The sequence below is a fragment of the Bacteroides stercoris ATCC 43183 genome, from assembly GCF_025147325.1.
Classification (GTDB): domain Bacteria; phylum Bacteroidota; class Bacteroidia; order Bacteroidales; family Bacteroidaceae; genus Bacteroides; species Bacteroides stercoris.
The window spans coordinates 2,561,038-2,578,044 of sequence record NZ_CP102262.1; the positions used below are offsets into that span (position 1 = coordinate 2,561,038).

The window sequence follows — 17,007 nt, forward strand, 5'->3', positions numbered from 1 at the left end:
ATATAGATAAGGTTTTTAAAGTTTTTATGTCTTTGCTTCCCTTTGGTATCAAATAAATCACTACATTTGCAACTTAAATGATAAAATGATATAAAAACTCATGCCAACAATTTCTATTCGCGGGATGGAGATGCCCGCATCTCCTATCAGAAAGCTGGCTCCCTTGGCAGATGCAGCCAAGCAACGGGGCATCCATGTATTCCACCTCAATATCGGACAGCCCGACCTGCCTACGCCGCAAGTCGCGATTGACGCCATCCGTAATATTGACCGTAAGGTATTGGAGTACAGTCCCAGTGCCGGTTATCGCAGCTATCGCGAGAAGTTGGTGGGGTATTACGATAAGTACAACATCAAGCTCACTGCGGATGACATAATCATTACATCCGGCGGTTCGGAAGCGGTGCTGTTCTCTTTCATGGCATGCCTCAATCCGGGTGACGAGATTATCGTGCCCGAACCGGCTTATGCCAATTACATGGCATTTGCCATCTCTGCCGGAGCCAGGATACGTACGATTGCAACGACCATCGAAGAGGGATTCTCGCTGCCTAAGGTGGAGAAGTTCGAGGAGCTGATAAACGAACGTACGCGTGCCATCCTGATTTGTAACCCCAACAACCCTACCGGCTACCTTTATACCCGCCGTGAAATGAATCAAATACGCGACCTTGTGAAGAAGTACGACCTCTTCCTCTTCTCCGACGAGGTGTATCGCGAGTTCATCTATACGGGTTCTCCATACATCTCCGCCTGCCATCTGGAAGGCATCGAGAACAATGTAGTCCTGATTGATTCCGTTTCCAAGCGTTATTCCGAATGCGGTATCCGTATAGGTGCGCTGATAACGAAGAACAAAGAGATACGCGATGCCGTTATGAAGTTCTGCCAGGCGCGTTTGAGTCCACCGTTGATAGGTCAGATTGCCGCCGAAGCGTCTTTGGATGCCGGTGAAGACTATCTGCGCGATACCTACGACGAGTATGTAGAACGCCGTAAATGCCTGATTGACGGTCTGAACCGTATCCCCGGCGTATATTCGCCCATTCCGATGGGAGCGTTCTATACCGTGGCCAAGCTGCCCGTAGACGATTCGGACAAGTTCTGCGCATGGTGTCTTTCCGAATTCCAGTACGAAGGGCAGACCGTTTTCATGGCTCCGGCTTCCGGCTTTTATACCACTCCGGGTTCCGGCCGCAACGAAGTGCGCATCGCTTACGTCTTGAAGAAGGAAGATTTAATCCGTGCACTGTTTGTGCTTTCCAAAGCGCTCGAAGCTTATCCGGGACGTACGGAATAGAAGATATATAATACTACTGATGAATTTATCCCGTTTCATAGCGCTGCGTATTTACCGCAGTTCCGATGTCGGAAAGCAAGTTTCCCGTCCTGCCGTGCTGATAGCAACTATCGGTGTTGCTATCGGGTTGGCGGTGATGATTATTGCCGTGTCGGTGATAATCGGTTTCAAGAGCGAGGTACGCGATAAGATAATCGGTTTCGGCTCGCATATCCAGATTAGCAATTCGGATGCGGCGCGTTCTTTTGAAACCCGCCCCATAGCCGTGACGGACAGTATGCTTGCTGCTCTTGCGGATAATTCCGGTGTGAAACACGTGCAACGCTATTCCACCAAGCCGGGTATGATAAAGACGTCCGATGCCTTTCAAGGCATGGTATTGAAAGGTATAGGGCCGGAGTATGGCAGTTCCTTCTTCCGCCGTCACCTGATAGAGGGAGAGTTTCCGCAGTTCAGCGACTCGGCTTCTACCAACCGGGTGGTCGTTTCAAAGGCGATAGCCGACAAACTGAAGCTGAAGCTCGGCGACAAGATAGACACCTACTACATACAGGACGATGTGCGTGCCCGCCGCCTGACAATCGTCGGCATTTACCAGACCAACTTTTCCGAATACGACAACCTGTTCCTGCTTACAGACCTGTGCCTGGTGAACCGTCTGAACAAGTGGCATCCCGACCAGGTGAGCGGAGTGGAGCTGGAGCTGTACGACTACGATAAACTGGAAGAAACCACCTACCGGATAGCCGATGAAGTGGCCCGGCATCCCGACCCTTACGGGGCAGAATACTGTGTACTCAACGTAGAGCAGTTGAACCCGCAGATTTTTGCATGGCTCGGCATCTTGGATGTCAATATATGGGTTATCCTTATCCTGATGATTGGCGTTGCCGGGTTTACCATGGTTTCGGGACTGCTGATAATCATCATAGAGCGCACCTCCATGATTGGCGTTCTGAAATCTTTGGGAGCGAACAACCTCACTATCCGCAAACTGTTTCTTTGGCTGGCGGTATTCCTCATCGGAAAAGGAATGCTGTGGGGCAATGTAATAGGATTGGCTTTCTATTTTATCCAGAAGTGGTTCGGCTTGTTCCGTCTCGACCCGGAAACCTATTATATGGACACCGTTCCCGTATCTTTCAATCTTTGGCTTTTCTTGTTGCTGAATGTCGGCACGCTGCTGGCTTCAATCGCTATGCTGTTAGGACCGTCCTACCTCATTACACGGATTCATCCGGCAAATTCCATGCGCTACGAGTAGGGTAATTTCTCATTTATTTTCTCAGGAATTCGCTTTTCTTTCTAAACAGACAGTAGAGCTTCCAGCGGAGAGATTGCAGCGGCTGGAGTACATCGAACACGGGCAGCGACCAGTAGTATCTGCGCCGGTCGTTCAAATCCTTGGCAGTCTTGTTGACGATGATGGCTTGCAGGATAAACCGGAGTATCCAGACGAGGAATGCAATGCCTGCCGCCAGCCAGTGGAAATGCAGTATGGCTGTTGTGAGCGTAGCCATCCATGCGGCATGGAACGCGAGGCGGGTAGTGGTTTCCAGTCCGGCAAGCCAGCGTTGCATGCCGTGATAGAGGCGGGCGGTAGATGCGTAACCGATTTTCTCTTCCCGCCAGTCTTTTGCGCGGAATACGGGTTGCATGCGTACGGTGGCATCCGCATCGGTTTCCACGCGGGTATTTTCGGCAGTGGCTACATGATTGACGAACAGGTCGTCATCGCCGCGCTGAAGGTTGAGATGTGCAGAGAACCCTTTGTGTTCGTAAAACAACTCCTTGCGGTAGGCAAGGTTACGCCCGATGCCCATATACGGGCTTCCGGCAAGCGCAAAGCCGAGGTAGCGCATGGAAGTGAACAGATTGTCGAAAGCTACGCGCTTGTGCAGCCAGCCTTTACCGCGTTCATAGCCGCTATATCCCAAGACAACTTGCGTACGCGAGGTGAAGTTGCGTGCCAGCAGCCGCAGCCATTGGTTGCTTTGCGGGCAGCAGTTGGCTTCGGTGAAGACGAGCCAGTCGTATTTGCTGGCTTTCACGCCGAGGGTGGCGGCAAGCTTCTTCCGGCTGATGTAGCGGGAAGAGTCGGGGACAAAACTGTGGTAGAGGTGCGGGTATTTCTCTTCCAGCAAGGTGAGGTAATCTTCGCTTTCGTCCGTGTTTCCGTCATTGATGACGATAACCTCAAATTGCGGATAATCCTGCTCCAGCACAGCTTTCAGGTTACGCCGCAGGTTTTCGCATTCTTCACGTGCGCAGATGATGACCGACACCGGCGGGAGCTCCTGCGAGAAGTGTACATTGCCGCGCTTCACGGCACGGCTGCGCAGGTGGATGCGGTTGTACAGGCAAAGGTAATAAAGGGCTTGAATGATAAAAAGAGTTCCCGTCGCTGCGAGTAATATCTGCTCGGTTGTATCGAATGTAAATGCTTCCATGTGTCCTATGACGTTTTATAACGTGCAAAGGTACGAAATTCGTCACAGATTACATGGTCTGATGCAGATTATTTATTTCCGGCACAACCTCAAACTTCGTTCCGGGGAAATGCCTGGAAAGATACTCCCGTATGTATTGCATCGTATCGTTCTGTATGGTCTTGTCCTCTACCGTGGGATAAAGGTTGTACAATACGGTGTCGAGTGTGATTCCCCGGTGCCCGATGGCTTCAAGGCTTAGCAGGGTGTGATTGATACTGCCCAGCTTGCCGGATGTCACGAAGATAAGGGGATAGTTCTTATCGGCAATGTAGTCTATGGTGAGATATTCTCCGGTCAGGGGAACCATCAGTCCGCCGGCTCCTTCCACGAGTACGGTGTCGTAGCGGCGGGCAAGCTCCTGTGTGGCGTTCTCTATTTTGTCGAAGTCGATAGGACGGTTGTCGATGCGTGCCGCAAGATGGGGAGAGCAGGGATAGGAGAAGATTTCGGGCATTGTAAGCCCCTCGTTATCCTCAGGCAGATAGCCGGTGCCCATGATGCGGCGGTGCAGGTCGATGTCCTCGGAGTGTCCGGTATTGCCGGTTTGAATGAATTTCTGGGTGATGACGCGCTGTCCGTTCCGGGATAGCTGCTTGGCATACCAGGCAGTGCAATAGCTTTTTCCGGCATCCGTATCAATGCCGCTGATGAAATAAATATTTGGTTTCATAATTCTTTATATCTTTATGTAAATTAACTGATTAAACATCGGTGCTCATACCTCTTATCACCTATGTGTTTACCGTATTCCTCATCCTTTATTTTAAAATCTCTTATACCTCATACTTCATACCTTATACTTTACATTTCGTACCTTATGCTTCGTATTTTGTACTTCATCCCTTATGCTTCTTACTTTGTCCTTCCTCTTTTTCTCGCTATTACATAAATCGGGTGATAAGTCAGCGAAACACTACGGTCGTCCTTGCCGTACATCCGGATATATTCCTCGCAGAAACTTTGCAGGCGTCCGCGCGTCCAGACTCTCTTTTCCGTCCCGGTAACGCCGGTTTGTCTGAGGTGTTGCAACACTTCGAGCGGAGTGTCGAATGGCAGGGAGACAATCTCTTCTTCGGCATAAAGAACCTCGAAGCGGGAAGACAGCAAGGCTTTTAGTTCTTCGAGCGAGAAGTACTCCAGTCCGTGTCCGGTCAGGGTATGTATCTCCTGCATATTCCTCTTGCCGAAAGTGCTGAATGCGAGAATGCCACCGTCCGATAGGAAGTGGTGGCAGCGGGTGAAGAACCGTTCCGTATCGGCAAACCATTGCAGGGTGGAGCAGGACGTTATCAGGTCTGTCCCTTGCGGGAAATCAAGAGTTTCCGCATCACACGGCAAAAAGCTGACGGCAGGGGATATAAGCGGGTTTCCGTAAAGTGGCACTTTAGCTTTCTCAAGTGGCACTTTAGCGCCGTAGAGTTCTACTTTATCATCGTAAAGTAGAGGTTTATGAGGCAGAGGTTCACCGGCCGGCAACAAATCGCAGATACACTCCCTCATTTCGGGACACAAGTCGTTGAGCAGCAGAGTTTCCGGTTGCAATGCGTGCAGCAGCAAACGGGAGTAGCACCCGGTTCCGCATCCGAACTCTACGATATGGCGGAAGGGGGAGGCGTTGCCTGACAAACTTCGCGTATTGCCCTCGCCGTTGTGTGCCGCAGCAGACGGGCAGGCATGTTTCGTGAGCAGGCGCAGCATTTTCTCCGCCACCTGCTGCTGCACAAGAGCTTCTCGGCCGTACGTATTCCGTGCATGGGCAAAGCGTCTTGCAACGAGGGCTTTGTCGATGGATTGAATGGTACTGCAAATCATTTTCTGTTTCGTTTCATTCAATATTTATGGTTTTGACATGATATCTGAATTCACTGGCAGTCATCTCCCACATATCTTGCAGCAGAAAGCGGAACATGGACTCGTCATAGTGTGCGTTGTCCGTCAGGACCGGATGGCAGTCTATCAGGTCGCAAAAGTTCATCTCCATGTTTTCGGGCGGGAAAATCCGGTCGTTCTTGCCGATGAAGGCGTAGTTGTATTCGTAGTTATACTTTTCGATGTTTGCCTCATACTTATCTTCCTTTTCCTCGTCGTAACTTTTGTTATTAGCGTCTCCGAACATATCGAAGTACCGCTCCAGAATGAGCCTCAGTTCTTCCTTTATTTCGTCGAAGTCCCGTCGGGGAGTCACTTCCATGAATGCCTTGTAGGCGTTGCTGTCCTTGCACATGCGGCGCAGGAACTTCTGGAGCGTTGCGGGGGTAAGCCCGTTGAGAGTAGCCTGAAAGGTGTTCACGGGGATACCTTCCAGATTGTCGATGGGGTATGTAGTTCCGTTGAACGCCAGGCTGAACACCTTGTCCCGGGAGACTTGGCTCAGTATGAGAGAGCCCATCCACACACCCATGGACCAGGCTACCACGTTTACTTGCCGGTAACGGTCGAAGATGGAATAGTCGAAGTCCAGCGTGCGGTAGTCGTAGCAAATCATGTAGTCCATGTTTTTGGGACGGTACTGCTTGAAGGGAGTTTCGTCCGCTGCCCAACCGGCAAAGAAAAGGAGTAACTGGGGATGGTTCTCGTTGATAATGTACACTTGTTTCATTGTTCTTTTTTGTTAGATGAAGATGCCCTTCTGTATGAAGATGCATTTCGGTTAATATTCCAATGCCGTCTGTTACAGGCATTGCTTAAAGTATTTTCGGGTTATTTCAAGTTCTCCGTTCTTTTCTTCAGTTCTTCTATTTCCTCTTGTCTGATATCGGCTGTCAGCGAAAAACGGATGCGCGACGTTCCTTCCGGCACTGTAGGCGGGCGCACGGGCAGGGCGTAAAAGCCATGCCGTTGCAAGGCCTCTGCTTTCAGCACGGTATCCGCACTCTGCCCGATAATCATCGGGACGATGTGGCTGGCGCCGGGGCAGGTGTATCCTTGTGCCTGCAGGGCTTCGCGAAGCGAACGACTGATGTGTGCCAGATGCTCGCGCCGTTCCCGCATGTCTGCCAGCCGGCGCACGACAAACAGTGTCCAAGCGATGTTTACGGGGGGCAGTCCGGTGGTGAAGATAAGTGTGCGCATGCGGTTGACGAGGTATTCCCGTATCACCTTCCGGCATACGATGTAAGCGCCTGCGGATGCTGCCGCCTTGCCGAACGTGCCGACAAGGAAGTCGATGTCTCCGGTGCAGCCGGACTCCTCGGCGCAACCGAGTCCCTGCCTGCCGCGCACGCCGAAAGCGTGGGCCTCGTCCACGTAGAGCAGCACATTGCCGTACCGGCGTTTCAGTTCTGCCAGGGCGGGCAGGTCGGCTTGGTCGCCGTCCATGCTGAAGATGCTTTCGGTGACGATGATGATTTGGCGAAAGGCGGAGTGGTGCTCTTTGAGCAGCCGTTCCAGTTGTGCCAAATCGTTGTGGCGGTAGCGGATGCATTTGGCGGCAGACAGGCGGATGCCGTCAATCAGGCTGGCATGGACGAGCTTGTCGGCAAGTATCAGCGTCTGTGCATCGCTTACGGCGGGCAGGATGCCCGTGTTGGCATGATACCCGCTGTTGAACACCAGTGCGGCTTCCGTGCCGAAAAGGTGTGCCAGTTCGGCTTCCAGCTCTTCGTAAACGGTGAAGTTGCCCGTCAGCAACCGGGAAGAAGAAGAGGTGGGCAGGAACGTGTCGGGGGTGAGTGTGCGCAGGAATTCCTCGCGCAAGGCCCGGTCGGATGCCAGCCCTAGGTAGTCGTTGGACGAGAGGTTCAGCATGCGTTTGCCGTTCACGATGACATCCCTGCCGTCGTGTACCATCCGGGGCAGGCGGCGCAGGTTGCTGTGCTCTTCAAGAAGTTGCAGCTCTTGCTGCATGTGCGATATAGTGCTCATTGGCTATGCTTGTTTTTGAAATATAAGGAAGTTTATTGTTCCCTTATTTCTTTTGTAACCTTAATTTCTTATTTCTTTTATAATCTTAATCAGTCCCTTCGTCAGTGTGCCGAGCTGTTCCGGTTTGATGATAAAGGGCGGCATCAGATACACCAGCTTGCCGAACGGACGCACCCAGATACCTTCCTCGACGAAGCGCCGTTGCATCCATGCCATATCCACCGGACGTTTGGTCTCTATCACGCCGATGGCTCCGAGTACGCGCACATCCGCCACTTGCGGCAGTTGGCGCGCGGGTTCCAGCTCTTGCTTCAACTGCGCTTCGATGCGCGCCACCTTCTCCTGCCAGTTGTATTCGGGAGACGTGAGCAGGCGTACCGATGCACATGCCACGGCGCATGCCAGCGGGTTTCCCATAAACGTGGGCCCGTGCATGAATGCACCCGGGGCGTGGTTGGAGATGGTGTCCGCCACTTCGTTGGTGGCCAGTACGGCGGAAAGCGTCATGTAGCCGCCGGTCAACGCCTTACCTATGCACATGATGTCCGGTTCTACTCCGGCATGTTCCCAGGCAAACAGCTTTCCGGTGCGTCCGAAGCCCGTCGCTATTTCATCGAAGATAAGCAGCAGACCGTGTTCGCGGCATAGCTTTGCCGCTTCGCGCAGATACTGCGGATGATAGAACCACATGCCGCCTGCACCCTGTACCACGGGTTCCAGTATCAGGGCGGCCAGCTCGTCGGCATGCTGTTCGATGGTTTCCTGTAGCGGGCGGATATCTTCTGGATTCCATTCGCCGTCGAAACGCGAGCGGGGCTGCGGAACGAAATACCGCACGGGCAGTGCCGAGCCGAACAGCGAGTGCATCCCCGTCACCGGATCGCACACCGACATAGCATTCCACGTATCTCCGTGATAGCCGCTGCGGATGGTGACGAAGTTCTGCTTCTTGACGGAGGTACTCTGCGACGAAGCCCCTTGCCCTTTGGCATACCAGTACTGCACGGCCATTTTCAGGGCCACTTCCATGGCCACCGAGCCGGAGTCGGCATAGAATATCTTCTGCATGGACGGCGGAACCAGCGGCAGCAGCAGTTTGCCCAGCTCGATGGCAGGGTCGTGCGTCAGTCCGCCGAACATGACGTGCGACATCTTGCCGAGCTGCTCTGTGGCCGCCCGGTTCAGTACCGGATGATTGTAACCGTGCACGGCGCACCACCAGGAGGACATTCCCTCTATCAGGGTCTGCCCGCTTTCCAGTGTAATCGTTGCCCCGTCCGCCTGCTTCACCTTATATACAGGCAGCGGATGGGTGGTCGAGGTGTATGGATGCCACAGGTGCTCGCGGTCGAATTGCGAACCGCAGAACTCGTATCCGGCTTCTTCTATCAGTTTCTTGTCATCGGAAACTTTGGAGCCGAGCGTCGTCAGCAGGTCGCCCACGATAGCCGAGTTGATACCTATATATAAGGACTTCTTCACCGCATCCTTGCTCAGTTGCGAGCGTCCGCCGGCAAAGCGCAGGTAGGCGGTGGGGTTGATGAAGCGGAACAGGGCGACGGTCACCAATACCTCTTCTTCCGTCAGCGGCGGGCGGTTCTCCAGCGGAGTGCCCGGAATGGGGCTGAGCAGGTTGATGGGAATGGATTGTACCCCCAGCTCTTTCAGGGTGAAAGCAAACTCAATGCGCTGTTCCATCGTCTCGCCCATACCGATGATGCCGCCGCTGCAAATGTCCATGCCTGCGTTGCGGGCTGCCTGCAAGGTGCGCAGCTTGTCTTCCTGCGTGTGCGTGCTGCACAGGGTGGGGAAGAAAGAGGGGGCTGTTTCCAGGTTGCAGTGGTAGCGGGTGACGCCGGCATTGTGCAGGGCGCGTAGCTCTTCTTCGGCCAGCAGGCCTAAGGATGCGCATAATTGTATGGATGAGTGGCGGCGCATGTAGCGCACTGTATTACAGAGTTGTTCCAATTGTTTGGGAGAGGGTTTCCGTCCGCTCGTAACGAGGGAGAAGCGGTTGACATCCTGCCGTTCATTGTATTGTGCCTGTTTGAGGCATTCTTCAGCGGAGAGTAGGTTGTAAACGTCGGCTTGGGTGTGATAGTGGGAAGATTGTGCGCACCATTTGCAGTTTTCGGGGCAGCGTCCCGACTTGGCGTTGATGATGGAGCACATGTCAAACTCATGCTGCGAGCATTGTACGGTAATCTCGTGTGCAGCGGCGTAAAGCGCTTCACGGTCGGCGGTATTCGCCAGCCAGGCGGCTTGGTCGGGCGATATGTCTATGCCTGCCAGCACCCGGGCTTTCAGTTCGTCGATAGTCATGGTGTGAATAGAATAGGGGATAGTCCGAACCGTGTCCTGCTTCCGTAGCGAACTGTCGGCCACGTTCTTGCGCAGACAACCGATTGTGACGCATCTGCCTATGCTGGCGAATGCGGCGTACGACTTCCGGCTCCAGCGGCGGAAGCGTATCGTCTGTGCAGGGGATTGATTGCGTTTCACGGGTTCGGTATTTTGTTATAGATTCTTTTGACGGTGGCAAATGTAGGAAATAAAAACGAGAAAGAATTTTATATGGCTGAAAATATATAAAGAAAAGTAGGCAGGGCGGTTGGAGAAACGCTTGCTTCCTTTTTGCCAGCGTAAGCAATCCTTTATGGTTTATAGGGGAGAACGGCGGATACCTCTATGGGGTACGGAAAGTACCAAAGGCTGGTATGGGAAGTACCAATGTTTGGTACGTCGGATACCAACGTTTGGTACAACGGCTACCAACATAGGGTACGATGAATACCAACCGTTGGTATTGTCGGTATCCCACGGTGATATTCATTGTACCCAACGGAGGTATAGGTTTATGTCTATGTAGAGAAAGATATAATACAGTGAAAGGAGTTATAACTTCGGGTTGTAAACGTAATCCACCGCTTTTTTGGCTTTCAGCGACGCTTGTACGTCTATCAGCCGTTGGTTGCTGCTGCCACGGAAGTAGAGATCTTCGTCGCGCAGTTCTTCTTTGAATTTGCCGTCCACCAGCACGTCGATGTACTCCAACAGTTTTGCCTGGCGGGGATTGTGCAGTAACGTTTCAAATGTATACCCCGTATAGCACCAGATGTTCTTCCGGCTCTGCCGCTTGATGGCATGTGCCAGTTCGGTGAAGCCTTCGGGCTGGTACATAGGGTCGCCACCGCTGAATGTCACATCGGCAAAGCTGTCGGCAAGCACCTTTTGCAGTATTTCATCGGTGCTCATCCAGCGTCCGCGGTTGATGTCCCACGATTCCGGATTATGACAGCCCGGACATCCGTTGGGACATCCGGCTGCGTAGATGGCGGTACGGAATCCCGGACCGTCCACCGTAGTATCTTCTATTATATCAAGAATGGAAAGCACTATTCAACTTTTAATTTTCATGGATTACTCTGTCGTTCAGCTCGGCGAGCTTGGCTTGATTCCAGCGGTCGGTAGTACCTACCAGATAGCCGGTGATGCGCTGTAGCTTGTCGATGTGGGTGCTGCCGCACTTGGGACAGGCTTCCAGGTTGACGGTAGAGTTTTCGTATCCGCAGTCCAGGCAGCGGTTGCGGTTGTGATTTACCGAGCCGTAACCGATGTTGTACCGGTCCATCATGTCCACCACACGCATAATGACTTCGGGGTTGTGGGTGGCGTCGCCGTCAATTTCTACGTAGAAGATGTGTCCGCCACGGGTCAGGTCGTGGTAGGGGGCCTCGATTTCGGCTTTATGGCGGGCGCTGCACTTGTAGTACACGGGCACGTGGTTGGAGTTGGTGTAATAATCACGGTCCGTAATGCCCGGCAGGCAGCCGAACTTCTTGCGGTCTACACGTGTGAACTTGCCCGACAGCCCTTCGGCAGGCGTGGCCAGTACGCTGTAATTATGCTGGTATTGGTCGGAGAACTGGTTGGCACGGTCGCGCATGTAAGTCACGATTCTGAGTCCCAGTTCCTGAGCCTCTTCCGACTCTCCGTGATGCTTGCCCAAAAGCGCCACAAGACATTCCGCCAGACCGATGAACCCGATGCCCAGCGTACCCTGATTGATTACGGACGAGATGTCGTCGTTCGGTTTGAGCTTGTCGCAGCCTATCCACAAAGCGGACATCAGCAGAGGGAACTGCTTGGCGAACGCTGTTTTCTGGAACTCCATGCGTTCATGCAGTTGGCGTGCGGTGATGTCGAGCATGGCATCCAGCTTGGCGAAGAAACGGGCGATGCGCTGTTCCTTATCCGTAATGCCCATGCACTCTATGGCAAGGCGCACAATGTTGATTGTGGAGAAAGACAGGTTGCCGCGTCCGATGGATGTCTTGGGGCCGAAACGGTTCTCGAATACGCGTGTACGGCATCCCATGGTGGCTACTTCGTGCTCGTAGCGTTTCGGGTCGTCGGCTTTCCAGTCGTCACTTTGGTTGAAGGTGGCGTCCAGGTTCAGGAAGTTCGGGAAGAAACGGCGTGCGGTGACCTTGCAGGCAAGTTGGTAGAGGTCGTAGTTGCGGTCTTCGGGCAGATAGCTTACGCCGCGTTTCTTTTTCCATATCTGAATGGGGAAGATGGCCGTTTCGCCGTTGCCCACGCCCTGGTACGTGCTTTTCAGCAGTTCGCGGATGATGCAGCGTCCCTCGGCGGAAGTATCCGTACCGTAGTTGATGGAGCTGAATACCACCTGGTTGCCGCCGCGCGAGTGTATCGTGTTCATGTTGTGGATGAACGCTTCCATGGACTGATGCACGCGGGCTACGGTCTTGTTCACGGCATGCTGGATGATGCGCTGCTCGCCGGTGAGGCCGTCCAGCGGCTGTTGCAGGTAATCGGTGAGCTCTTTCCGGTAGAGATGTGAGTAATCCTCACCGTTCAGCTCTTCCAGGTTCTTTACTTCCTCGATGAAGCTGTTGCGCACGTAGGGAGCAAGGTAGAAGTCGAACGCGGGAATCGCCTGTCCGCCGTGCATTTCGTTCTGGGCGGTTTCCAATGAGATGCAGCCCAGTATGCTGGCGGTCTCAATGCGTTTCGCAGGGCGCGACTCTCCGTGTCCGGCAGAGAAGCCGTATGTAAGGATGCGGTCCAGCGGGTGCTGTACGCATGTCAGGCTTTTGGTGGGGTAATAATCCTTATCGTGGATGTGCAGATAGTTTTGGCTGACGGCATCCAGCACTTCTTCGCTCAGTAGATAGTCGTCAACGAAAGGTTTGGTGGTTTCGCTGGCAAACTTCATCATCATGCCCGCCGGGGTGTCGGCGTTCATATTGGCATTCTCGCGGGTGATGTCGTTGGATTTGATGTTGATGATTTCCAGAAACATATCGCGTGTTTTCGCCTTGCGGGCAATGCTACGCTGGTTGCGGTAGGCAATGTATTTCTGTGCTACATCTTTACGGCTGCTCTTCATCAGTTCCATTTCCACCAGGTCCTGAATGGCTTCCACCGTCATCTGGGCATCGCCCTTAAAGGAGATGTGGTCGGTGATCTGGCGTATCAGTTGCATGTCTTCTCCCTTGTCCGTATGGAGCATGGCCTTGCGGATGGCAGTTACTATTTTCTCTTCATTGAAGCCGACGATGCGCCCGTCACGCTTGAGTACCGTTTGTATCATGTTGATTGTATTTTTAGATTTTACAAATAGGAGTTAATTGCGAAACAAAGGTATGATAGTTTTCTGTAAGTTTTCTGTTTTGGAAAACTTTTGTTGGATTAAAAATGGTTAATGTATTGATAATCAAATATGCTTTGTTGTAAAATGGAAAACTTTATAGAATTTGATGCTTTTACAATTGTATCTTATTGATAATTATGAGATAATATATCTGTCAATCTATTTCAAAATGACAGATGAGAAATAGGGATTTTATTTGTTGTTTTCTTAAATACTTTGGTTATATTTGCTTCTCTTTGTTCTTTGTATGAATAGGGTAAAGACTTGAATTTCTAACTATTATCAGTTAAAAGAAAAGTGAATATGGGAAAACTGTTTCCACCTTTTAAGGTCGATATTGCGGGAGCATTATGTGTACCTTTTACGTTGCGGGATGCAAGAAACCGATATCAGCACGGGCAAATCAGCCTGTCGGCATTGCGTGCCATTGAAAATAAGGAAATATGCAAATTAATGGAGCGATTGAAGCTGGAAGGTATAGAGGTTGTGACAGATGGCGGATTTCGGAGTTATGACTTTTTGGAAGGCTGGGAAGGTATCCGTTGCAGAGACAATGCTGATTCTTCATTGGAAAAGAAGCTGGAAGTGACCGGCAGAATCGGTTTGCTTCATCACCCTATCCTTGAAGATTTTGTTTTTCTGCTAAAGAATACCGCGGAAAATGTATTGCCAAAGCAGCATATACCGTCGCCCGGCAAAATGTTGATGAGGATTCTTCGTGAAACGGAAGCCGGGTGCTTGAAGTCGGTTTATCCGGATTTGAACATACTGTTGGATGATTTGGCTGTCGCTTATAAGAAGTTGTTGGAAGGGTTGTATGAGGCGGGTTGCCGTTATGTACAGTTCGAGGGAGTCAAATCCATGCTGACCGATGAAGCTGCCCGTCTTAACAACCGGGTACTGCGCGAGCGTCCCGAAGGATTGTTTGTAGCGTTTCATGCCGCAACGGATATGTTGATACGGTTGCACGGGGCGGATGCTTACTTCTTGAATTACGATTGTGGAATTTGCGACCGTAGCCGTCTGCTGTGGTTTGTGCATGAACGGGAAGCTGTGTTTGGCTTCGTGCTTTCTTATTACCCCGATGAGGAAGAACTGGATGAATTGCAGGCCAAGATGGAAGAAGTGTTGAATTATATACCGATGAAGCATTTGACGCTCTGTCTGCCCGATGCGGATAACCTTCTCAATCCTTCGGAAGAGGATGAGGTGAAACAGTGGAAGACTGTGAGGTTGGCTAAGGATATGGCAAACCGTATATTCTCAGTCTGAATGCACACGCTGTTCATCTGAGCATGTTATTATGCCGGTTACGTATTTCAGTCTGCCGGTCTGCGTGGCCGCAAGTCAATTCTATAAAATCAACGAATGTGTGTCAAAACTAAAATCCGTTTATTATTTGTTTCTTTTTTAGGCACGGATTACGCGGAAAACACGGATTTCACAAATTTTCTTTATTCTTTTTCTGTGAAATCCGTGTTTTCCGCGTAATCCGTGTCTAAAAGAAATCGTCAAGTGTATTTTGACACATCTCCGTTGGTCTTATATTCTGCCGGCTTTCTTTGCTTATTTAAGAACCTCAGCCAATTTCTCTTGCAATTCTTCTCCGTGCAAGCCGCGTGCAAGGATGATTCCGTCACCGTCAATCAGTACAGTGTGAGGAATGCTGCTTACGGCATACAACTTGGCGCCTTCGCAGTTCCAGTATTTCAGGTCGGACATCTGCGGCCAGGTGATATTCAGTTTCTTGATAGCCTCTTTCCAGGAATCACCGCTCTGGTCTAAGGAAACGCCTACAATCTCGAAATTCTTGTTCTTGTATTTGGCGTATGCCTCTACCAGATTGGGCATTTCGCGACGGCACGGGCCACACCAGCTTGCCCAGAAGTCAACGAGCACTGTTTTGCCCTTGCCCACATAGTCGGACAGTTTTACCGTTTTTCCTTCGGGGGTCTGCATTTCAAAGTCCGTAAACTTTTGACCTACGGCAGTGGCTTTCATCTTTTCTACGTTCTCCTTGATGCGGATGATGGTTTCGTCGTTGTTGTATGCTGCGGGGATTTGCGACATCAGCGGATCGAGTTCTTCCACATCCATGTAATAATGGTTCTTCTTGAGCAGGAATACTCCCACTGCGTTATTGATGTTTTGTTTGATTCCCTCTTTGGCGGTGGCGATATATTGCTCTTCCAGATCATTCATCTGCTTGGCTTTGGCTTCGCGCTGTTCGTCTGTCAGGGCTGTGTCGGACATGGACTGGTAGATAGCGTTCATCTGTTGGTTCAGTTCGTTTTGCTTGTCCCGGATGCGTTGGTAAATATCATTGTTGGCTGTACCGGTGGCAGAGTCGCCTTCGCCGGAAGTCAGTTTGATGTTGATTGCTCCGTTTTCGAGGAAGAAGTCCATCAGCACACCTTCTTTCCCGGAGGGTTGGCACGTGATATAGCGGTTCACAGCACTGTCCTGCGTTCCTTTGAAGGTGAAGGTTCCGTTGGTGATGACTGCAGAATCGAGTTTTACGAGCTGGCGGCCTTCTGCGGTTTGCAGATAAACGGTATCGCCATCGGCAGCGCCTTCTACTGTTCCGGTTACGGTGTAACCTTTGTTTCCGCTGTTACAAGCTGCGAATACGGCAGCGGCAGCGAGCAGGTAAGTTAATTTTTTCATTGCTTTGTTCATTTAATAAATAAATAGTTGCAGCAAAGATAATAATAAAAAATCCTCACCGGCATAACCAATGAGGATTTTATGTTTTTTGTCCCTTTTTTACAAGGATAGCTCTGCTTTTTATTCAGCAGCAGCTTCTGCTGCGGGAGCTTCTTCAGCCGGAGCTTCGGTTGCTTCTTCTGCAGGTGCTTCAGCGGCAGCCTTAGCAGCTTCTTCAGCAGCTTTCTTTTCGGCCAGTGCCTTAGCTTTCACTTCATTTACTTTCTTTTCAGCTTCCAGACGTGCTTTGGCTTCAGCTTTCTTAGCTTCTTCTTCCTTAGCTTTCAGAGCAGCCAAACCGCTTTGTTTGTTGTTCTTCCAAGCTTCGAATTTAGCTTCTGCTTCTGCTTCGCCGAATGCGCCTTTTGCTACACCGCCAAGAAGGTGTTTCTTCATGTAAACGCCTTCGCGAGAGAGGATGTTGCGAACAGTGTCGGTAGGTTGTGCACCTTTCAATACCCAGTCAAGTGCGCGGTCGAACTTCAAATCTACTGTGGCAGGATTGGTGTTAGGGTTGTAAGTACCAATCTTCTCAATAAATTTACCATCACGTGGTGCTCTTACGTCTGCAATTACGATAGAGTAGAAAGCATAGCTTTTACGTCCATGTCTCTGCAATCTGATTTTTGTTGCCATTTAAATAAATGTTTTTAGTTAATGATTTGAATTATGCTGCTATCTCGTAACAGCGGGCGCAAAGATACGCTTTTTCTTTTGATTGACAAAGAGTTTGCCTGATATTTTCATTATCGTGCCATAAATGCGTTTCTGTGTGAAAGACGGATGTGATTGTGTCCTGTTCTTTAAAATGTCTCCCTGCCGTGCCCGGCTGTAATCTGCTTAAATTTCACTTTTTCAACAAATTAACCCTATAGGTATTATCCTCTTATTTGTCCCCCTCTCATTTTTCCCGATTTCATTGTTTCCACGTAATTTTGCCTTATCCGACAAACGATAACATATCAGGA

General features: G+C 51.0%; 14 protein-coding genes. 3 read left to right on the forward strand and 11 right to left on the reverse strand.

The window, feature by feature from the left end:
* Positions 1-100: 100 nt before the first annotated feature.
* Positions 101-1,300 (forward strand): pyridoxal phosphate-dependent aminotransferase, encoded by a 1,200-nt coding sequence (locus tag NQ565_RS10565; protein ID WP_016662788.1) that lies wholly within the window; start codon positions 101-103, stop codon positions 1,298-1,300.
* A 19-nt stretch (positions 1,301-1,319) separates the two neighbouring features.
* Positions 1,320-2,564: an ABC transporter permease gene (locus NQ565_RS10570; protein WP_005653115.1), complete on the forward strand. Its 1,245-nt coding sequence runs from the start codon at positions 1,320-1,322 to the stop codon at positions 2,562-2,564.
* Between the two features lie 13 nt (positions 2,565-2,577).
* Here the strand turns inward: NQ565_RS10570 and NQ565_RS10575 are convergent, their stop codons facing one another.
* The 9 genes from NQ565_RS10575 to NQ565_RS10615 form a co-directional block, all read right to left on the reverse strand.
* Positions 2,578-3,750 carry a glycosyltransferase gene (locus NQ565_RS10575; RefSeq protein WP_016662787.1) on the reverse strand — a complete coding sequence of 391 codons (1,173 nt, stop codon included), beginning with the start codon at positions 3,748-3,750 and terminating at the stop codon, positions 2,578-2,580.
* 49 nt (positions 3,751-3,799) lie between these two features.
* The gene (bioD, locus tag NQ565_RS10580; RefSeq protein WP_005653109.1) at positions 3,800-4,462 is read right to left on the reverse strand and encodes a dethiobiotin synthase; all 663 of its coding nucleotides are present in this window, start codon (positions 4,460-4,462) and stop codon (positions 3,800-3,802) included.
* A gap of 182 nt (positions 4,463-4,644) precedes the next feature.
* Positions 4,645-5,604: a malonyl-ACP O-methyltransferase BioC gene (gene bioC / locus NQ565_RS10585; RefSeq protein ID WP_016662785.1), complete on the reverse strand. Its 960-nt coding sequence runs from the start codon at positions 5,602-5,604 to the stop codon at positions 4,645-4,647.
* Between the two features lie 13 nt (positions 5,605-5,617).
* Complete coding sequence (locus NQ565_RS10590; protein ID WP_005653105.1) at positions 5,618-6,391, reverse strand: pimeloyl-ACP methyl esterase BioG family protein; 774 nt, start codon at positions 6,389-6,391, stop codon at positions 5,618-5,620.
* 101 nt (positions 6,392-6,492) lie between these two features.
* On the reverse strand, positions 6,493-7,656 hold the full coding sequence (locus NQ565_RS10595; protein ID WP_040315579.1) for an 8-amino-7-oxononanoate synthase: 1,164 nt from the start codon (positions 7,654-7,656) through the stop codon (positions 6,493-6,495).
* A gap of 60 nt (positions 7,657-7,716) precedes the next feature.
* Entirely contained in the window at positions 7,717-9,978 is a 2,262-nt protein-coding gene (gene bioA, locus NQ565_RS10600; protein WP_005653102.1) for an adenosylmethionine--8-amino-7-oxononanoate transaminase, read from the reverse strand.
* A gap of 364 nt (positions 9,979-10,342) precedes the next feature.
* Entirely contained in the window at positions 10,343-10,498 is a 156-nt protein-coding gene (locus NQ565_RS10605) for a hypothetical protein (protein ID WP_153881361.1), read from the reverse strand.
* 53 nt (positions 10,499-10,551) lie between these two features.
* Positions 10,552-11,052 (reverse strand): anaerobic ribonucleoside-triphosphate reductase activating protein, encoded by a 501-nt coding sequence (gene nrdG / locus NQ565_RS10610; protein ID WP_040315578.1) that lies wholly within the window; start codon positions 11,050-11,052, stop codon positions 10,552-10,554.
* 10 nt (positions 11,053-11,062) lie between these two features.
* Positions 11,063-13,273 (reverse strand): anaerobic ribonucleoside triphosphate reductase, encoded by a 2,211-nt coding sequence (locus NQ565_RS10615; protein WP_005653099.1) that lies wholly within the window; start codon positions 13,271-13,273, stop codon positions 11,063-11,065.
* Between the two features lie 363 nt (positions 13,274-13,636).
* Here NQ565_RS10615 and NQ565_RS10620 point away from each other — a divergent pair, with 363 nt between their 5' ends.
* A complete protein-coding gene (locus tag NQ565_RS10620; RefSeq protein WP_005653097.1) occupies positions 13,637-14,605 on the forward strand; it encodes a uroporphyrinogen decarboxylase/cobalamine-independent methonine synthase family protein in 969 nt (322 codons plus the stop codon).
* 294 nt (positions 14,606-14,899) lie between these two features.
* Here the strand turns inward: NQ565_RS10620 and NQ565_RS10625 are convergent, their stop codons facing one another.
* Positions 14,900-16,000, reverse strand: coding sequence for a TlpA disulfide reductase family protein (locus NQ565_RS10625; RefSeq protein ID WP_016662779.1), 1,101 nt, complete (start codon positions 15,998-16,000; stop codon positions 14,900-14,902).
* 120 nt (positions 16,001-16,120) lie between these two features.
* Positions 16,121-16,675, reverse strand: a complete 555-nt coding sequence (locus NQ565_RS10630; protein ID WP_005653092.1) for a 30S ribosomal protein S16 — start codon at positions 16,673-16,675, stop codon at positions 16,121-16,123.
* Between the last annotated feature and the right edge of the window lie 332 nt (positions 16,676-17,007).